This window comes from Pantoea sp. CFCC18177 (assembly GCF_059412425.1).
In genome coordinates this window covers 25,237-40,103 of sequence record NZ_JBNBPL010000017.1, presented here as the reverse complement: position 1 = coordinate 40,103, position 14,867 = coordinate 25,237, and the positions used below count along the sequence as shown (strand labels likewise).

Below are 14,867 nucleotides of genomic sequence, written 5' to 3'. Positions count from 1 at the left end.
GGCCGCCATCGCGGCCGATTTTATTGCGCGGGGGTAAAGCTGACAAAGCGACTGCCCTTCATCTTCAACTCCCCCTTCGCACCCTTATCGATTTGATGATAATCGTTGGCGCTGACCACCACTTTGATGTCACTTGCACCATTCAGCGGATGAAACAGGGCTTCATACTTCATGTCTTCAGCCACAATCTCTTCACGCTGGCGTGAACGGCGATTGGGCGACGGATACTCACGTTTGGTTTTGACTTCCACGCTGAGAGAACGAACCGGGGAAGCGTCATTGACCGCAGTTTCACGGCGTTGCTTGATAAACTGACGGGTCGCCAAAACGGCAATAATCGCCAGAACGATAAAAAAGAGTAGCGGTGGTTTGCTCATGTTTTCTCTCGTGCTTTGCGTTGATAATAGAACAAATAAAGACGACAAAGCATACAACCAGAGTTGACCGATTGTCACATTCGCCGCCGGTAACTTACACTGGGATCGCGATTTTGGGAAAATTCAATACTCTGAGCTGCGTGTTCAGAAAAGGGAGAAAACATGCTTTGGTCTTTTCTTGCCGTACTTTTTTCCGGTTGGCTCTACGTTGATGCTTCGTACCGTGGCCCGCAATGGCAGCGCTGGCTGTTCAAACCCGTCACCTTACTGCTGTTGGTGGCTTGGGCCTGGCAGGCACCAACGCTCAACACCACCGACTATTTGATCCTCGCTGGGCTGGTTGCCACATTGGTTGGCGATGCGCTGACGTTATTGCCACGTCAGCAAATGCTCTATGCGCTGGGCGCATTCTTCCTGTCACACCTGCTGTATACCATCAGCTTTGCCGCCCACATGACCATGAGCTTCTTCTGGCCGATCCCGGTGACCCTGCTGGTGATAGGTGCCGTGGTGATGGGCATCATCTGGTCAAAACTCGAAGATTTGCGTTGGCCGATCTGTACGCTGATTGGCATGACGCTGGTGATGAACTGGATGGCAGCGGAAAACTACTTCTTCCGCCCGACTGACTTCAGCTTTTCGCTGCTGGTGGGTGCAGGACTATTGCTGTTGGCCAATATTGTCTGGTTTATCAGTCATTATCGCCGCCGTTTCAGTGCTGATAGCGCCATTGTGGCTGCCTGCTACTTTGCCGGTCACTTTATGATTGTGCGCTCACTGTGGCTCTACTGAAGAAATAATGACCTTTAACGCTTGACTCTGGAGTGGACTCCAAAGTGTAGCATTCAGGTTGCGGGCAGTGGCCCGCACCTGATACCGGAGGTCACATGCACGCACATACTCATTCTTGCCGCTGTGGGAAATCCCATAGCAAGCCTCAACCGCTGTGCGCCATTCGCAGCGCATCGCCCACCACGCTGAAAATCTCTGCCGCCCTGCCCGCCACACCGGAAAATGGTTGCGGCTGCTGCGACAACGACAGCGCCAGCCCTGGCGGTGAAAGCGACGCCGAAAGCGACAGGCCCGGCTCCTCTTCCCATCAGTTCCGCTGGCAAATCGCCGGCATGGATTGCCCCAGCTGTGCGCGCAAAATTGAAAGCGCGGTACAACAGATCCCGCAGGTCAGCGCAGCCCGCGTTATTTTCGCCAGTGAAAAACTGGTCGTGGATGCCGACCAGGATATTCGCTCAGCCGTAGAGCAAGCCGTGAAAAATGTCGGCTTTACGCTCACTTCAAACGATCCGCAAGCGCAGACCGCTGCACCTAACCGCTGGCGCGAAAATGCTGCCCTCGTCGTGCTGGCGCTGCTGATGCTGGCCAGTTGGCTGCTCAGCCAGATTTCACCGCTGTGGGGCGATCGCCTGTTCGTGGTGACCACGCTGATTGGCCTGGCACCGATTGCCCGCAGCGCCTGGAAACTGCTGCGCGGTGGCTCGCCCTTTAGCATCGAAACCCTGATGACTTTCGCTGCCGCCGGTGCGCTGTTGATCGGCGCCCACGCTGAAGCGGCCATGGTGCTGATGCTGTTCCAACTGGGTGAACGTCTGGAATCTTATGCCGCCACCCGTGCGCGTCGGGGCGTAACCGCCTTGATGGCCCTGCGCCCTGCTACCGCCACCCGTGTGAATGGCGCGCAGCGTGAGCAGGTGGCGCTGGAAGACTTACACCCCGGCGACAAGATTGAAGTCGCCGCTGGTGGGCGTTTACCGGCCGATGCTGAGCTACTGAACCTCAGCGCCAGCTTTGACGAAAGCGCGCTAACTGGTGAATCTGTGCCAGTTGTGCGCCAGCCTGGTGAAACGGTGATGGCTGGTGCCACCAGCGTAGATCGTCTGGTGACCCTGAAAGTCATCTCCCAGCCGGGCCAAAGTGCCATTGACCGCATTCTGCAACTGATTGAAGAGGCCGAAACCCATCGCGCCCCGGTTGAACGCTTTATCGATCGCTTCAGCCGCATTTATACCCCCGCCATTATGCTGCTGGCACTCATGGTGATGCTTTTGCCGCCATTGGTGGCGGGTGCTGCATGGCTGCCGTGGATTTATAAAGGTTTGACGTTGCTACTGATTGGCTGCCCCTGTGCCCTGGTGATTTCAACACCGGCGGCGATCACCTCTGGTTTAGCCGCCGCGGCACGACAGGGTGCGCTGATTAAGGGCGGTGCGGCACTGGAGCGACTGAGCCGCATCCAGACCATGGCCTTCGATAAAACCGGCACCTTAACTGCAGGCAAACCACAGGTCACACAGATAGATGTCTTCGGCACACAGCAAGAGAACGCGCTGCTCAGCCTGGCGGCTGCCGTTGAACAAGGCTCCAGCCATCCTTTGGCGCTGGCGATTGTGCGTGAAGCCGAACGTCGCCAACTGGCGTTACCGCAAGCACAACATCAACAAGCATTGGCCGGAAGCGGTATCCGCGCCCGGGTTGATGGAGTGAGTTATCAGCTTCTGGCCCCGCGCGATGTCAATGTTCTCACTGACGATCAGCAACAACTGATTGCGCAACGAGAAGCGCAAGGCCAGACGGTGGTGGTGCTGTTGCAAGAACAGACAGTGCTCGGCGCATTGGCCTTGCAGGATCAACTGCGAGAAGAGGCGATGACGGCAGTGTCGCAGTTGAAAGCGTTAGGTATCAAAAGCCTGATGCTGACCGGCGATAACCCGCGAGCCGCGGCGGCGATTGCGGCTGAACTCAGCATCGATTATCGCGCTGGGCTGCTGCCCGCCGATAAAGTCGAGGCGGTACGCAAGTTAGGTGGAGCGCAGTCATTGGCGATGGTCGGCGATGGCATTAACGACGCACCCGCGATGAAAGCGGCAACGTTGGGCATCGCGATGGGCAGCGGCACCGATGTGGCACTGGAAGCCGCCGATGCCGCCTTAACACAAAACCGTCTGACGTTGTTACCGCGCACGGTATTACTGGCACGCCGCACGCGCGCCATTATTCGTCAGAACATTGCGATTGCGCTCGGCTTGAAGGGGATTTTCCTGATCACCACACTGCTCGGCTTCACCGGTTTGTGGTTAGCGGTGCTGGCAGACTCCGGCGCCACGGCGTTAGTCACGGCTAACGCACTGCGGCTGCTGCGTCAGCGTTAAGCCTAGCCTTTCTGAATCAGATACTGGTACGGCAGCGTTTCCGTTTGCTGTGCCAGCAACTGGTGTTCCATAAAGCGGCAAAATCCCGGTATATCGCGTGTGGTAGCGGGATCGTCAGCGATGATCAGCAGGGTTTCACCCGCCTGCATGGTGCGTACGGTTTTGCGCACCATCATCACCGGCTCAGGGCAGCGTAACCCCAAAGCATCAAGCGTGTGGTCCGGCGCAGAAAAGGGATCGCTCATGATTCTCTGTCTTTGTTCGTGGTGGGCGCTCATTCTAGCGCGCTCAATCTCCAGCGCAAGGCGATAACGATTGCGTTAAAATTAACCATTGCTTAAATTGCGCAACGCGCTAAGATGCCGCCGTTTTCATTTTATGGCTGTACAGCTCGGCTCTATGGGTTCCCTCACCCCTACATTAAAAAGGCTCACAATGATTGATTTTTCTGCACGTCAGCGCATGCATGCGCTGTTTTGGCTATCGCTATTCCATCTGCTGGTGATCACCTCCAGTAACTACCTGGTACAGCTGCCGGTCTCGATTTTCGGCTTCCACACCACCTGGGGCGCGTTTAGCTTTCCGTTTATTTTCCTCGCTACCGACCTCACCGTGCGCATTTTTGGCGCGCCTTTAGCCCGTCGCATTATTCTGGCGGTGATGATCCCGGCACTGTTTATCTCCTATGTGGTCTCCTGTGTGTTTTATCAGGGAGAATGGCAGGGTTGGGCTTCACTGGAACAGGTGAACCTGTTTGTCGCCCGTATCGCCAGCGCCAGCTTTATGGCTTATGCGCTGGGTCAGATTCTGGATGTCCACGTTTTTAACCGTTTGCGTCGTTTACCCCAGTGGTGGATCGCCCCGGCAGCCGCCATGTTCCTCGGTAATATCAGCGATACGCTGGCCTTCTTCTTCATCGCTTTTTATAAGAGTCCAGACCCGTTTATGGCAGCCCACTGGGTGGAGATTGCCATGGTGGATTACAGCTTCAAAGTGCTGATCTGCATGATTTTCTTCCTGCCCGCGTACGGTGTACTGCTTAACAGCATGTTGAAACGCCTGGCTGAACGTTCTGCACAGCGCCAGATGAATTTCGGCTAATTGCACATAGACGAAACGCCGCAGCGCGCTAAGATTTCCTGACAGTACGGCGGTTGCTTTTAACCGCCGATTCCGTTTTTATAGCGGATGGAAAGCACCAGACTGGAATCAATAAAGGGAAAAGAATGCGTAATTTAGTGAAATATGCGGGTATTGGTCTGTTGGTGTTGGGTCTCGCGGCCTGTGACCAGAAGAAAGATGATGCGGCAGCAGGCAGTAACGGTGCCAGCGCCAGTCAGTCCGCTCAGACCGTCAACCTGATGGACGGCAAGCTAAGCTTCAATCTGCCTGCGGGCATGTCTGATAAGAGCGGCAAACTCGGCTCGGAATCCACTAATATGCACGTTTACGCCGATGAAACCGGCCAGCGCGCGATTATCGTGATTGCCGGCGATCCCACCAACGAAGCGCTGGATGCACTCTCTCAGCGCCTGGAGCAGCAGCAACGCAATCGCGACCCGCAGCTGCAAGTGGTGTCTAACAAAGCCATTACGCTGAAAGACCAGCCAGCTCAGCAGTTGGATACGGTGATTTCTGCCAACAATCAGACCTCATGGTCTTCCGTGATTCTGGCAAAAGTGGATGGCAAACTGCTGACCCTGCAGATCACCCTGCCAGCAGACAATCAGCAGCAGGCGCAGAGCGATGCTGATGCCATTGTGAAAAGCATCACATTGAAATAGAGCACGCATCAACCGTAGCGGCGCGATTTATCGCGCGTATTCTTACAAAGGGACGCGCAATGAATTGCGCCGCTACAGAATGTGCTCCTTACAACCTCACCGGCGAAATATGCCAAATCTCATCAGCGTATTCCTGAATCGTTCTGTCCGCTGAGAAGTACCCCATATTAGCGATGTTCAACGCCGCACACCGCTGCCACTCATCTGGCTGACGATAAAGCTTGTCCACCTTATCCTGAGTATCCACATAGCTGCGGTAATCGGCCAACAATTGATAGTGGTCACCGAAGTTCACCAGCGCATCAAACAGATTGCGATAGCGCCCTAAATCCCCAGGACTGAACACGCCGCTGGCGATTTGTGTCAGTGCCTGATGCAGTTCGGCATCTTCCTCGTAGTACTTACGCGGGTTGTAGCCATCCTGACGAAGTTTCTCAACCTGCGGCGTGGTGTTGCCAAAGATAAAGATATTCTCCGCACCCACGTGCTCGCGCATCTCGACGTTAGCACCATCCAGCGTACCAATGGTTAATGCGCCATTGAGCGCGAACTTCATATTACTGGTGCCGGAAGCTTCCGTACCTGCCGTGGAGATCTGTTCAGAGAGATCCGCCGCCGGAATAATGATCTGCGCCAGGCTCACGCTGTAATTGGGAATAAACACCACTTTCAGCTTGTTCTTCACCTGCGGATCGTTGTTGATCACATTGGCGACATCGTTGATCAGATGAATGATGTGCTTCGCTACGTAATAGGCGGAAGCCGCTTTGCCGGCAAAGATATTGACGCGTGGCACCCAGTCTGCGGTGGGATCGGCCTTGATACGGTTGTAACGAGTGATAACGTGCAACACGTTAAGCAGTTGACGTTTGTATTCGTGAATACGTTTGATCTGCACGTCAAACAAAGCGTGCGGATCCAGCACAATATCCATGTTCTTCGCTACCCAATCCGCTAACCGCTTTTTGTTGGCGAACTTGGCATCACTAATCTGCTCAATAAATGCCGGGTAATCAACGTGCGGGGTCAGTTCGCTGAGTTGGCTGAGATCGGTACGCCAGTTGCGGCCGATGGTGTCATCCAGCACCTCCGACAGCGCCGGGTTAGCCAAGGCCAGCCAGCGTCGTGGCGTTACACCGTTGGTTTTATTGCAGAAACGCCCGGGGAACAGGCGCGCAAAATCGGCAAACAGTGACTGCACCATTAGATTGGAGTGCAACTCTGACACGCCATTCACTTTGTGGCTCACCACCACCGCCAGCCAGGCCATGCGGATCTTACGGCCGTTGTTCTCATCAATAATCGAGATACGCGCCATCAGATCCCAGTCATCCGGGTAATACTCCTGGATGGTTTTCAGGAAGTAATCGTTGATTTCAAACACGATGCTAAGGTGACGCGGCAGAATCTTGCCAAACATATCCACCGGCCAGGTTTCCAGCGCTTCACTCATTAGCGTGTGGTTGGTGTAGGAGAACACCTGGCAGGTCACTTCAAAGGCATCGTCCCAGGTAAACTTGTGATCATCGATCAACAAGCGCATCAACTCGGGGATTGCCAGCACCGGATGCGTATCATTCAGGTGGATGGCGATTTTATCTGCCAGATTGTCCCAGGTTTCATGCATCTGCCAGTGGCGGTTAAGGATGTCCTGCACCGTGGCCGACACGAGGAAATACTCCTGACGCAGGCGTAGTTCACGGCCTGAATCGGTGGAGTCATCGGGATAGAGCACGCGCGACACGTTCTCCGAGTGGTTTTTGTCCTCCACCGCCGCAAAGTAATCACCTTGGTTGAATTTACCCAGGTTGATCTCGTTGCTGGCCTGGGCGCTCCACAAGCGCAAAGTATTGGTGGCGTCGGTGTCGTATCCGGGGATGATCTGATCGTAAGCAGCCGCGATAATCTCTTCGGTTTCCAGCCAGCGCACGCGCGCCCCTTCATGCTGCAAACGGCCACCAAAACGCACTTTGTAGCGCGTGTTAAAGCGCTGAAACTCCCAAGGATTGCCGTATTCCAGCCAGTAATCCGGCGATTCACGCTGCTGGCCGTCAACGATGTTTTGTTTGAACATGCCGTAGTCATATCGGATGCCGTAGCCGCGCCCTGGCAGGCCGAGCGTCGCCAGTGAATCCAGGAAGCAAGCGGCCAAACGGCCCAGACCGCCGTTACCCAGCCCGGGATCGTTCTCCTCATCCATCAGTTCGCTGAGGTCGAGCCCCATCTCATCCAGCGCCTGATTGAGATCGTCATAGATGCCCATCGCCAGCAACGCATTGCCCAACGTGCGCCCCATGAGGAATTCCATCGACAGGTAATAGACCTGACGCACATCCTGTGACAGCTGTGCACGACTGGAGCGCAACCAGCGTTCCACCATGCGGTCGCGAACCGCCAACAGTGCGGCGTTCAGCCACTCATGCTGATTGGCGATCGAGGGGTCTTTACCAATAGTAAACATCAGTTTATAGGCGATTGAGTGCTTCAGTGCGTCAACCGTTAGCGTGGGTGAGGCATAGGTGAAAGGTGCATTCATATCCAGTATCCCAATCTCTGATTACAGCAAACGTTGATAAAGATCGCGGTAGGCTTGTGCGGCCACCTGCCAACTAAAATCCATCCCCATTGCCTGGCGCTGAACATAACGCCAGAGCGAAGGACGGGACCACAGAACAAAAGCACGTCGAATCGCCCGCAGCAGCGACCAGGCGTTACTGTCTTCAAAACTGAAACCGCTTGCGACCCCGTCAGCGAGGTTCTCCAGCGAACTGTCCTGCACGGTATCCGCCAGCCCACCGGTGCGGCGTACTAACGGCAACGTGCCATATTTCAGACCGTAGAGCTGTGTGAGTCCACACGGCTCAAAACGGCTCGGCACCATGATCACATCGGCACCGCCGACAATGCGGTGCGAAAACGCTTCATGATAGCCAATCTGCACCCCCACGCTGCCAGGATGCTCAGCCGCGGCGGCCAGAAAACCTTGTTGTAACTCAGCGTCGCCCTGGCCCAGCAGCACCAGTTGGCCGCCCTGCGCCAGTAATCCTGGCAACGCTTCCAGCACCAGATCCAGCCCCTTTTGTTTCGTCAGACGGCTGATGACACAGAACACCGGCGCTTTCTCATCAATTTTTAGCCCCATGGCAATCTGCAACTGGCGCTTGTTCTCGGCTTTGCTCTCCAGCGTGTCGCGGTCGTAACGCGCCGTCAGCAGCAAGTCATGTGCCGGGTCCCAGATTCCGGGGTCAACGCCATTGAGGATGCCACTCAGCCGCCCCTCTTTCAGACGTTGTTCAAGCAGCGATTCCATGCCGTAACCGAATTCGGGTCGGGTGATTTCCAGAGCATAAGTCGGGCTGACTGCCGTAATATGATCGGCATAAAATAAACCCGCTTTGAGATAGGAAATCTGTCCATAGAACTCCAGCCCATGCATGTTAAAGAATGCGCGCGGGATCTGAATCTCATCCAGATGGCGCGCATTGAACAACCCTTGATACGCCAGGTTATGCACGGTAAACACCGTTTTCGCCGGACGCCCGCGCGCGGCGATATAGGCGCAGGTTAAGCCAGCGTGCCAGTCATGCGCATGCACCACATCGGGTTGCCAGAAGGTATCCAGCCCACTTGCCAGTTCGGCCCCCATCCAGCCAAGCAACGCAAAACGCAGATAGTTATCCACATAAGCAAACTGCGATGTATCGTGATACGGGCTGCCGGGGCGCTCATACAATCCCGGTGCATCAATTAAATAAATGCCAACTCCGTTGAATTGTCCAAATAATAAACGGACCGGCCCGGCAAAAGTGTTTAATTCCGCAACAATCTCCGTGTCAGGGATCCCTTTACGCAGATCCGGATACGCGGGAATCAGCACCCGCGCATCCGTTCCACCTGCAATTTGGGCCTGAGGCAAAGCGCCGACAACATCAGCCAACCCGCCGGTTTTCAGCAGCGGGAAAAGTTCTGAACAGACATGTAAAACCTGCATCCTGGACCCCTATTATGTTATCGCTCGCGTTCCCCGCGACGATTGCCTGTGTGTCTTGCTCGTTGCTTTCGCGGTCAGCCAGCCAGTTTGGCCAGCATGGCGCGCGTGACCAGCACGATGCCCTCTTCTGAACGGTAAAAACGGCGGCTGTCTTCATCGGGGTTTTCACCAATCACCATGCCTTCAGGGATCACGCAGGCGCGATCAATCACGCAGCGGCGTAAACGGCAGGAACGGTTAATGACCACATCAGGCAGCAGCACCGAGGAGTCGATATTGCAAAATGAGTTGATGCGCACACGCGGGAACAGCACTGAATTCACCACCACCGAACCGGAGATGATGCAGCCGCCCGACACCAGTGAGTTCATCGTCATGCCATGGCTGCCCGAGCGATCCTGCACAAACTTCGCCGGCGGCAGAGGCTCCATGTGGGTACGTATCGGCCATTCATGGTCGTACATATCCAGTTCCGGCGTGACCGAGGCCAGATCGAGATTGGCTCGCCAGTAGGCCTCTAGCGTCCCGACGTCACGCCAGTACGGCTCAGCATTTTCGTCGTTCTGCACGCAGGATAAGGTGAAGGAGTGCGCGTAAGCCTCACCGCTGGCCACAATTTTCGGCAGCAGGTCTTTACCGAAATCGTGGCTGGATTCAGGGATCAGCAAATCCTCCTCCAGCAACTGATAGAGGTAGTCAGCATTGAACACATAGATGCCCATACTGGCCAAGGCTTTGCTGTCATCACCGGGCATTGACGGCGGTTTAGGCGGTTTCTCGACAAAATCCACCACGTTGTTTTCCGCGTCTACGGCCATCACACCAAACGCCGTGGCTTCCGCCAGCGGCACCGGCAAACAGGCGATGGTGCACTTCGCGCCACGGTCAGCATGGTCGAGCAGCATGCGCGAGTAATCCATTTTGTAGATGTGATCGCCCGCCAGAATGACGATGTATTGGGCGTTGTAGCGACGAATGATGTCGAGGTTTTGCGACACCGCGTCTGCGGTACCGCGATACCAGTGCTCGGTTGACGCACGCTGCTGTGCGGGCAGCAGATCAACAAACTCATTCATCTCTTCGTTGAACAGTGACCAGCCACGCTGGATATGCTGCGTCAACGTATGCGACTGATATTGCGTGATCACGCCAATGCGCCGAATGCCCGAGTTAATGCAGTTCGACAGCGCAAAGTCGATGATGCGGAACTTGCCACCGAAGTGCACGGCAGGTTTGGCGCGTTTTGCGGTGAGATCTTTCAGGCGCGTACCGCGCCCGCCAGCAAGGATCAGGGCAACCGTTTGTGTAGGGAGCTGGCGCGCCAGCATCAGATGATCTGTTCTATCTAATTTAACCATGTCTGACTCCTTATGATTGCTTTAGGAACACACACACGCCGTGTGCGGGCCCGTGCCAGACAGTTGTCAGGATGGGGTTATCTTCCCCGGCGAAAGGAGGAATGGCACGCCACTCTCCGTCTGGTAAGGCAAGGTCACTCACCGATTCCGTGGCGTTGATTGTTATTAACCAGCGGCCGGAGAGCAGGATCTGCATTCTGTGCGCCCCCTGTTCCCACTCCTCATTCTCCAGTGGTTTGCCGCTGGCATTGAACCACCGCACGTTGCCATCGCCCTCCTGCCACCAGCGATCAGCGGTCAGTGCAGGGATGCGCTGACGCAGCCGGATTAACGCGGCAGTGAAGTCGACCAGTCCAAAATCATCCTGTTGCCAGGCCAGCCAGGTCAGCGGGTTGTCCTGACAGTACGCATTGTTGTTGCCGTGCTGGCTGTGACCGCGTTCATCCCCCGCCAGCAGCATCGGGGTGCCCTGCGCCAGCAGGAGCGTGGTCAATAACGCATGCACACTGCGCCGCCGCCGTTCGACAATATCGAAATTGACCTGCAGCCCCTCTTTGCCATGGTTATGGCTGAAGTTGCTGCTACTGCCGTCACGATTGTCTTCGCCGTTGGCCTGATTGTGTTTATTGTTGAAGCTCACCACATCACGCAGCGTAAAGCCGTCGTGGGCAGTAATCAGATTGATACTGGCGTGCGGCAGACGTCCGTCACGCTGGAATACGTCACTGGAGGCCGCAAAGCGCCGGGCAAAGTCACCGTTGTTGAGTTGACCATGCAGCCAGTATCGGCGCGCGGCATCACGGAAGTGATCGTTCCACTCAGCGAAATCAGCAGGGAAATTCCCCACCTGATAACCGCCGGGGCCGATATCCCAGGGTTCAGCAATCAACTTGACCTTAGATAGCAGCGGGCAGGCCTTAATGGCAGCAAACAGCGGCGCATCCTGACGGTATTCCGGCGTGCGTCCTAACACACTCGCCAGGTCAAAGCGGAAACCATCGATATGACAGTCCCGCACCCAGTAGCGCAGCGCTTCTAAGGCCCAATCCATCACCTGCGGATCGCTGAGATTGAGCGTGTTGCCACAGCCAGTCCAGTTTTGATATTCACCCTGCGCGTCGAGCCAGTAATAGCTGGCGTTATCTACGCCGCGCAGCGAAATGTTAGGGCCGATCTCTTCCAGTTCGGCGGTGTGGTTGAACACCACATCAAGAATCACCTCAATACCTGCCGCATGCAGCGTTTTAACGGCCTGCTGGAACTCCTGCAACGGTGTCAAACCGTGCTCGCCAGATGCATAGCGGGGGTCCACCGCCCAGAGTGCAAACGGGTTATAGCCCCAGTAATTGCTGAGCCCCAGCCGCAGCAAACGTGGCTCGCTGGCGAAATGGGCGATCGGCAGCAACTCCAGCGCGGTAATGCCAAGGTGATGAAAGTACTTCACCATAGCAGGATGGCCCAGCGCCGCATAAGTCCCGCGCAGCCTTTCCGGAATTTCCGGATGTTGCTGGGTCAGGCCACGCACATGCGCCTCATAAATCACCGTTTTACCCCACGGCGTCCGCAAGGGCTTATCCGTTTCCCAGTCGAAATCTTCGGCAATCACCAGCGATTTCGGTGCGATGGCGGCGTTATCCTGACTATCAGGCTGCTGCTCGCCGCCGCTAAAGCGTGGATCATCGGGAATGTCGCCGACCACCGCTTTGGCGCAGGGATCGACCAACAATTTGGCCGGATTAAAACGATGACCTTGCTGGGGTGCCCACGGGCCATGCACGCGATAACCATAACGTTGACCTGGCTTAAGCGCGGGAAAATAGCCGTGCCAGATATCGCCGCTACGCGCCGGAAGGGGAAAGCGCCGCTCTACGCCGTGCGCGTCAAATAAGCACAGTTCAACCTGCTCGGCATGGCGGGAAAACAGCGTGAAGTTCACGCCGCGCCCGTCATAGTGGGCGCCCAACGGCATCGGCTGCCCGGTCTCCAGCATCAGTCGCCCTCCCGCACCAGCCAAATCGTGGCCAGCGGCGGCAAAGTCAGGCTGATTGATTGTGCACGACCGTGGCTCTCAATCGCATCCGTGTGAACGATGCCGTGATTACGCACGTCGCTGCCGTGATAATCATGCTGGTCGGTGTTGAGCACCTCGCGCCAGCCACCTTGCTGATTGACGCCGAAACGATAATCGTGGCGCGCCACCGGCGTGAAGTTACTGGCGACGATGATTTCATTGCCCTCACGATCGCGGCGTACAAACACAAACACCGAATTCTCATGGTCGTCTACCACCAGCCACTCGAAACCCTGCGCATCAAAATCCAGTTGATGGAGCGGCGTAAAGTGTTTGTAGCTGTGGTTGAGGTCGCGCACTAAACGCTGCACGCCGTTGTGCCAGTTGTCCTCACCTTCCAGCAAGTGCCAGTCAAGGCTGGTATCGTGATTCCACTCACGACCCTGAGCAAACTCGTTGCCCATAAACTGCAGTTTCTTGCCGGGGAAGCCCCACATCCAACCGTAATAGGCGCGCAGGTTGGCAAACTTTTGCCAAGCGTCACCCGGCATCCGGTCGAGTATCGAACGTTTGCCGTGTACCACTTCATCGTGAGACAGCGGTAACACGAAGTTTTCGGTGTAGTTGTAAAGCATACCGAAGGTCATCAGGTTGTGATGATAGCGACGATGCACCGGATCGAGTTTCATGTAGTCGAGCGTGTCGTGCATCCAGCCCAGATTCCATTTGAACCAGAAGCCGAGGCCACCATCTTCGGAGGGGCGCGTCACGCCGGGATAATCGGTCGACTCTTCCGCCACGCTGATACTGCCAGGCGCGGCGCGGCCCAGCGTGCGGTTGGTGTGGCGCAGGAAGGAAATCGCTTCAAGATTCTCACGACCGCCGAAGTGGTTGGGGACCCATTCACCCTCTTTGCGGCTGTAATCGCGATAGATCATCGAAGCCACTGCATCGACGCGTAAGCCGTCAATGCCAAAACGCTCCATCCAGTAGAGCGCGTTACCGGAAAGATAGTTACTGACTTCACGCCGACCGAAGTTATAAATCAGCGTGTTCCAGTCCTGATGGTAGCCTTCGCGCGGATCGCTGTGTTCGTACAGTTCAGTACCATCGAATTTCGCCAGACCGAAATCATCGCTAGGAAAGTGACCTGGCACCCAGTCGAGCAGGACGTTGATACCCGCATCGTGTGCCGCGGCAATAAAGTGACGAAATTCGTCGCGCGTGCCGAAACGGCGGGTCGGCGCGTACATCCCTAGCGGCTGATAGCCCCAGCTGCCGTCAAACGGGTGCTCGTTGATCGGCAGCAACTCAATGTGCGTAAAGCCCATTTCTTTGACGTACGGCACCAGCTGTTCAGCCAGCTCTTTGTAGCTCAGCCAAAAGTTATTGTCGGTATGACGACGCCATGAACCCAGGTGCACTTCATAAATCGAGATCGGCTGATCAAAAGCATTCGCGGCTTTACGCTGTGGCAGCATCTCCACTTTCGGCGGCAGACCACAGATCATTGACGCCGTTTGCGGACGCATTTGCGCTTCAAAAGCAAACGGGTCCGCTTTTATGCGCAACTGCCCATGAATATCAATGATTTCATATTTATACAGCTGGCCATTTACCGCGCCCGGCACAAACAATTCCCAGATACCGAGTTCACGGCGGAAGCGCATCGGATGACGGCGGCCATCCCAGAAATTGAATTCACCCACCACGGAAACACGGCGTGCGTTAGGAGCCCAGACGGAAAAACGCGTACCGCTGACGCCATCAATGGTGGCACCGTGCGCGCCCAGGGTTTCATACGGGCGTAAGTGCGTGCCCTCGCCGAGCAGCCAGGCATCCATCTCCGCCAGTAGCGGGCCAAAGCGATACGCATCATCGATCAGATTCTGCTGACCATGCCACGTGACCGCCAACTGATAGCGAAACAGGTTTTTACGGCGTGGGATCACACCACAGAAGAAACCACGTGAATCCAGACATTTAAGCTGAGCGCATTTGCGACCGGTGTTGGTTTCAATTACCCACACTTCCGAGGCATCAGGCAGCAGTGCGCGCACTTCGAGGCCTTCGACAGTTTGGTGCATCCCCAGAAAAGAGAAGGGATCGGCATAATTCCCGGCAAAAAGGGCATTGATCGCCTGGCGATCGGGAAGCTCTGACATGACTTTCTTCCTATGAT

11 protein-coding genes are annotated in these 14,867 nt (G+C 55.8%); 4 read left to right on the top strand and 7 right to left on the bottom strand.

Translation table 11 applies throughout. The annotated features are described in order from the left end of the window. Positions 1–20: 20 nt before the first annotated feature. On the bottom strand, positions 21–377 hold the full coding sequence (locus tag ACPUC8_RS17080) for a DUF2500 domain-containing protein (RefSeq protein ID WP_039331734.1): 357 nt from the start codon (positions 375–377) through the stop codon (positions 21–23). Between the two features lie 162 nt (positions 378–539). Here ACPUC8_RS17080 and ACPUC8_RS17075 point away from each other — a divergent pair, with 162 nt between their 5' ends. Both ACPUC8_RS17075 and ACPUC8_RS17070 read left to right on the top strand, forming a co-directional pair. Further along, positions 540–1,169, top strand: a complete 630-nt coding sequence (locus ACPUC8_RS17075; RefSeq protein WP_039331735.1) for a lysoplasmalogenase — start codon at positions 540–542, stop codon at positions 1,167–1,169. Between the two features lie 95 nt (positions 1,170–1,264). After that, positions 1,265–3,541: a zinc/cadmium/mercury/lead-transporting ATPase gene (locus ACPUC8_RS17070; RefSeq protein ID WP_494926879.1), complete on the top strand. Its 2,277-nt coding sequence runs from the start codon at positions 1,265–1,267 to the stop codon at positions 3,539–3,541. A gap of 2 nt (positions 3,542–3,543) precedes the next feature. On the opposite strand, the gene tusA is transcribed toward ACPUC8_RS17070, so the two are convergent. Next, positions 3,544–3,786 (bottom strand): sulfurtransferase TusA, encoded by a 243-nt coding sequence (gene tusA, locus ACPUC8_RS17065; protein ID WP_494926878.1) that lies wholly within the window; start codon positions 3,784–3,786, stop codon positions 3,544–3,546. A 190-nt stretch (positions 3,787–3,976) separates the two neighbouring features. On the opposite strand from tusA, the gene ACPUC8_RS17060 reads away from it, so the two are divergent. Together ACPUC8_RS17060 and ACPUC8_RS17055 are read left to right on the top strand one after the other, a co-directional pair. After that, entirely contained in the window at positions 3,977–4,642 is a 666-nt protein-coding gene (locus ACPUC8_RS17060) for a 7-cyano-7-deazaguanine/7-aminomethyl-7-deazaguanine transporter (protein WP_058972273.1), read from the top strand. A 125-nt stretch (positions 4,643–4,767) separates the two neighbouring features. Next, positions 4,768–5,325, top strand: a complete 558-nt coding sequence (locus ACPUC8_RS17055; RefSeq protein ID WP_039337516.1) for a DcrB family lipoprotein — start codon at positions 4,768–4,770, stop codon at positions 5,323–5,325. Positions 5,326–5,413: 88 nt separating this feature from the next. Here the strand turns inward: ACPUC8_RS17055 and glgP are convergent, their stop codons facing one another. The 5 genes from glgP to glgB form a co-directional block, all read right to left on the bottom strand. Then, positions 5,414–7,861, bottom strand: coding sequence for a glycogen phosphorylase (gene glgP, locus ACPUC8_RS17050; RefSeq protein ID WP_039333961.1), 2,448 nt, complete (start codon positions 7,859–7,861; stop codon positions 5,414–5,416). A 21-nt stretch (positions 7,862–7,882) separates the two neighbouring features. Beyond that, complete coding sequence (glgA, locus tag ACPUC8_RS17045; protein WP_039333965.1) at positions 7,883–9,316, bottom strand: glycogen synthase GlgA; 1,434 nt, start codon at positions 9,314–9,316, stop codon at positions 7,883–7,885. Positions 9,317–9,390: 74 nt separating this feature from the next. Then, complete coding sequence (gene glgC, locus ACPUC8_RS17040; protein WP_039333966.1) at positions 9,391–10,674, bottom strand: glucose-1-phosphate adenylyltransferase; 1,284 nt, start codon at positions 10,672–10,674, stop codon at positions 9,391–9,393. Positions 10,675–10,684: 10 nt separating this feature from the next. Beyond that, on the bottom strand, positions 10,685–12,664 hold the full coding sequence (gene glgX, locus ACPUC8_RS17035; RefSeq protein ID WP_494926877.1) for a glycogen debranching protein GlgX: 1,980 nt from the start codon (positions 12,662–12,664) through the stop codon (positions 10,685–10,687). Then, the gene (glgB, locus tag ACPUC8_RS17030) at positions 12,664–14,850 is read right to left on the bottom strand and encodes a 1,4-alpha-glucan branching enzyme (RefSeq protein ID WP_494926876.1); all 2,187 of its coding nucleotides are present in this window, start codon (positions 14,848–14,850) and stop codon (positions 12,664–12,666) included. Before glgB ends, glgX begins: the two co-directional genes overlap by 1 nt. Between the last annotated feature and the right edge of the window lie 17 nt (positions 14,851–14,867).

Coding starts and splice junctions, on each gene's coding strand:
- ACPUC8_RS17070 (WP_494926879.1), top strand. CDS start 1,265: ATGCACGCACATACTCATTCTTGCCGCTGTGGGAAATCCCATAGCAAG.
- glgP (WP_039333961.1), bottom strand. CDS start 7,861: ATGAATGCACCTTTCACCTATGCCTCACCCACGCTAACGGTTGACGCA.
- glgA (WP_039333965.1), bottom strand. CDS start 9,316: ATGCAGGTTTTACATGTCTGTTCAGAACTTTTCCCGCTGCTGAAAACC.
- ACPUC8_RS17075 (WP_039331735.1), top strand. CDS start 540: ATGCTTTGGTCTTTTCTTGCCGTACTTTTTTCCGGTTGGCTCTACGTT.
- glgC (WP_039333966.1), bottom strand. CDS start 10,674: ATGGTTAAATTAGATAGAACAGATCATCTGATGCTGGCGCGCCAGCTC.
- tusA (WP_494926878.1), bottom strand. CDS start 3,786: ATGAGCGATCCCTTTTCTGCGCCGGACCACACGCTTGATGCTTTGGGG.
- glgB (WP_494926876.1), bottom strand. CDS start 14,850: ATGTCAGAGCTTCCCGATCGCCAGGCGATCAATGCCCTTTTTGCCGGG.
- ACPUC8_RS17060 (WP_058972273.1), top strand. CDS start 3,977: ATGATTGATTTTTCTGCACGTCAGCGCATGCATGCGCTGTTTTGGCTA.
- ACPUC8_RS17080 (WP_039331734.1), bottom strand. CDS start 377: ATGAGCAAACCACCGCTACTCTTTTTTATCGTTCTGGCGATTATTGCC.
- ACPUC8_RS17055 (WP_039337516.1), top strand. CDS start 4,768: ATGCGTAATTTAGTGAAATATGCGGGTATTGGTCTGTTGGTGTTGGGT.
- glgX (WP_494926877.1), bottom strand. CDS start 12,664: ATGCTGGAGACCGGGCAGCCGATGCCGTTGGGCGCCCACTATGACGGG.